This is a genomic window from Yoonia sp., from assembly GCF_017854415.1.
Classification (GTDB): Bacteria; Pseudomonadota; Alphaproteobacteria; order Rhodobacterales; family Rhodobacteraceae; genus Yoonia.
This window is the reverse complement of sequence record NZ_JAFMHR010000023.1, coordinates 1-3,634: the sequence shown is the minus strand read 5'-3', so window position 1 is coordinate 3,634 and position 3,634 is coordinate 1. Positions and strand designations below refer to the sequence as shown.

The following is a 3,634-nucleotide window of genomic DNA, read 5'->3' as shown; positions in this document are numbered from 1 at the left end:
CCGTCAGACCAACTGACCCTCAATCCTAAGGACTGCTATGCCCCGCCCTGACGCACCAAACACCCTTGCCATCACGTTCTTTTACTACCGTGACTTGCCCGCCGCGATGCGGTTCTATGAAGATATCCTGGGACTATCGCTCGCGATTGATCAGGGCTGGTGCAAAATCTATAAAATCTGCCCCGGTGCCCATGTCGGCTTGGTCGACGAGGCCAAGGGCATGAACAAATGGCAGGCTGCAAAACCTGTCCAGCTGTGCATTCGTGTACCAGACGTCGACGCGTGGTACGCCTATGCAAACGAAGCAGAATTGAACGGCTTGTCAGAACTTTTTATCAATGACCAACTTGGCATACGCGCCTTTGTATTCAACGACCCAGAAGGCTATCAAATTGAGATTCAAACAGCGACAAGGCCGGGCGCATGACTGCTGACACGCTCATTATCATCAATCCCAATTCATCGCAGGTGGTGACAGATGGCATTGACGCCGCTGTTGATCCGCTGCGCCGTTTCGGGACACCTATCGCATGCCTGACGCTCGAACATGGGCCGCCCGGCATCGAAAACCAACGACAAGCAGACCTTACAGTCGCACTGACACTGCGCCTTGCTGCCGCGCAGAAACATGCGGCTGGCTATGTGATTGCCTGCTTTGGTGATCCGGGCCTGCACGCGCTGCGCGATCAAACCGCCCTGCCCGTTGTCGGCATTCAAGAGGCAGCAGTGATGACCGCCCTGACACTGGGCCAACGGTTTGGCGTCATTGCGATCCTGCCTGCGTCAATCCCGCGTCATCTGCGCGCATTCGGGGCGATGGGCGTGCTGGACCGGCTGGCCGGTGATCGCGCCTTGGGTCTGGGTGTTGCTGATCTAGCCGATGAAGAAAAAAGCCTGTCGGCTATGGTCACCACTGGCAAACGCCTACGCGATGATGATGGGGCAAATGTACTGATCATGGGATGCGCAGGCATGGCCCAATACCGCGATATTCTAGAAGCTGAAACAGGCCTACCCGTCGTTGAGCCGACCCAAGCCGCCGCTGCAATGGCACTGGGTCAGATTGCGCTTGGCCTAAGCCACAAGGGAACACCCGATGCTTGATGAGACCGCCCGAGGCGTCTTTACCATCGCTGTTACACCGTTTCTGCCTGATGGCGCGATCGACTGGAAAAGCGTCGACACAATGGTCGATTTCTATATCGCGAAAGGTGCGACTGGTCTCACGATCCTTGGCATGATGGGCGAAGCAGGCAAGCTGACAGCAGCCGAATCTATTGCGGTCGTCAAACGCGTGATCGCCCGCAGTACCGTGCCTGTCGTTGTTGGTGTCTCTGCCCCCGGCTTTGCGGCGATGAAAACGCTGAGCGATGCGTCAATGGATTTGGGCGCAGCAGGCGTGATGGTCGCCCCACCCGGCAACTTGCGCAGTGACGCGCAAATCGTAGCCTACTACCACAATTCTGCAGAGGCCTTGGGCGCGGCACCCTTTGTGCTGCAAGATTTCCCCTTGGTAACCAATGTTGTGATCCCGGTTTCGGTGATCCTCAAAATCGCGGAGGACTGTCCGACTTGTGTCATGCTCAAGCATGAAGACTGGCCCGGCCTGGAAAAAATCAGCGCCTTACGGGCGGCCTCTGACGCCGGTGCGCGACGGATTTCGATCCTTTGCGGCAACGGCGGATTGTACTTGCTCGAAGAAATGCTGCGCGGTGCAGATGGGGCCATGACGGGCTTTGCTTACCCTGAAATGATGGCACAAGTCATTGCGGCCTATCGGTCCGGAGATCTGGACCATGCGCGCGATATCTTTGATGCTTATATGCCGATGGTCCGCTATGAGGCGCAGCCGGGATTGGGCTTGGCAATCCGAAAGTACACATTGGCGCAGCGCGGTGTGATCGCGCATGACACGGTCCGCAAGCCGGGCGCTGCATTAAGCACCGCGAGCAAAGCAGAGATCAATGCGCTGGCCACACGGCAAGAAACCGCGTTAAGCAGGCTGCTTTGACAAACGGTGATGGGCAAATGCACCTAGATGCACTTTAAGCGATCTTGGACAGAACCTTATCATTGAAAGCCATGAAATGACCCTGAACAGACGCGTTTTTCTTGCAACATGTAGCAGCTTTGCCTTTGCAGCATGTGCACAAAGCTCGCCCGCGACGACGCCTTTGCGCAACAGCAATCTACCCGAAAACTATCGGCCTGTTGCGAACGCTGATTTCGATAGCTGGGTCAGCGCATTTCAATCACGGGCCCGCAATGCGGGCATCTCGCAAGGCACACTCGATCGGGCCTTTGCCGGTGCTGGCTACGTGCCTTGGGTGATTACACGCGACAGAAACCAAATCGAGGTAACACGCACATTCGAAGATTACCTGTCCATCGCCGCATCAGATGACCGAATTGCGCAAGGTCGCGCGGTCTATGCGCGGTATGCAAGTACGCTTTCTGCAATCGAGGCGCGCTACGGCGTCGATGCACGCATCGTCACAGCAATTTGGGGGCTAGAAAGCCGATATGGCGAACGGCGCGGGGACATTCCCGTAATCTCGTCAACTGCAACATTGGCGTTCGACGGACGACGTGCGACATTCTACGAGGCACAATTGATCGCCGCTTTGCGCATCTTGCAGCGCGGTGACACCACCCCTGACCAGATGATTGGCAGTTGGGCCGGTGCCATGGGCCACACGCAGTTCATCCCCACATCATTCGAGGCTTTGGCTGTCGATTTCACTGACGACGGTCGTCGCGACATTTGGGGCGATGATCCGACCGATGCGCTGGCATCTACTGCCAATTATCTGGCGCGAAACGGGTGGCGTAGCGGTTTGAAATGGGGTGCAGAGGCCGGAACCGGCGGGCCTGCTGGCCGCATGATTACACCGCAAACTGGCGGTATCACGTTTGAAGTGACCCGTAATTTCGACGTGCTGAAGACCTATAATAATTCTGATTTCTATGCGATCGGCGTTGGGCATTTGGCCGACCGCATCGGCGGTGCGGGCCCCCTGCAGGGCAGTTTTCCGCCCGATGCAAACGGCATGACCAAACAAGACCGAATGGCCATCCAACGGGGGCTTCTTGCGCGCGGCTACGATATTGGCACGGTCGACGGGGTAATCGGGACCAAAACCACAGAAGCGATTGCGGATTTTCAACGCAGGGCAGGATTGCCAGTTTCAGGCATCCCTAACTCTGACGTTCTTGCGAATTTACGGTAGCGCCTAAATGGTAAAGACGCGGTGCATTTCGGATTTGGGGATGCGGGCGCCAAAATGACAGATGACTTCGCCTGACATGCGCTGGCCTTGAAGCACAGCGTTTGATGGCGCCTGCCCCAACAAACGCGCTGCAAGATAGCCTGCGTTAAAAGCATCTCCGGCACCGGTTGTGTCACAGATACCCTGAACAACCGGTGTCGCTACTTCCGCCCTTTGGCCACCGGAATACCAAGATAACGGTTGATCGCCGTTCTTTACAACGACCTCGCGGACGCCGGCATCCACAAAGCGCGTCACCGTGGCGTGTGGCGTTGCGTCTTTCCAAAAAGTCGCCTCGTCATCAAAGCTTGGCAATGCAATGTCTGTCACATCCAGAACCCGCTGCACCGTCTGTGTGATCTCTT

General features: G+C 56.6%; 5 protein-coding genes. 4 read left to right on the top strand and 1 reads right to left on the bottom strand.

The genetic code is table 11. The features are described from left to right. The first annotated feature begins 37 nt into the window (after positions 1–37). The 4 genes from QZ197_RS04465 (at position 38) to QZ197_RS04450 (ending at position 3,230) form a co-directional block, all read left to right on the top strand. A complete protein-coding gene (locus QZ197_RS04465; RefSeq protein WP_296430487.1) occupies positions 38–427 on the top strand; it encodes a VOC family protein in 390 nt (129 codons plus the stop codon). Beyond that, positions 424–1,104: an aspartate/glutamate racemase family protein gene (locus tag QZ197_RS04460; protein ID WP_296430485.1), complete on the top strand. Its 681-nt coding sequence runs from the start codon at positions 424–426 to the stop codon at positions 1,102–1,104. Before QZ197_RS04465 ends, QZ197_RS04460 begins: the two co-directional genes overlap by 4 nt. After that, positions 1,097–2,011 carry a dihydrodipicolinate synthase family protein gene (locus QZ197_RS04455; protein ID WP_296430483.1) on the top strand — a complete coding sequence of 305 codons (915 nt, stop codon included), beginning with the start codon at positions 1,097–1,099 and terminating at the stop codon, positions 2,009–2,011. The genes QZ197_RS04460 and QZ197_RS04455 overlap by 8 nt, the downstream gene beginning before the upstream one ends. Before the next feature lie 76 nt (positions 2,012–2,087). After that, a complete protein-coding gene (locus QZ197_RS04450; RefSeq protein WP_296430481.1) occupies positions 2,088–3,230 on the top strand; it encodes a lytic murein transglycosylase in 1,143 nt (380 codons plus the stop codon). A gap of 3 nt (positions 3,231–3,233) precedes the next feature. Here the strand turns inward: QZ197_RS04450 and QZ197_RS04445 are convergent. Next, positions 3,234–3,634 (bottom strand): PfkB family carbohydrate kinase (locus QZ197_RS04445; protein WP_296430479.1); only part of this gene is annotated, 401 nt, incomplete at its 5' end.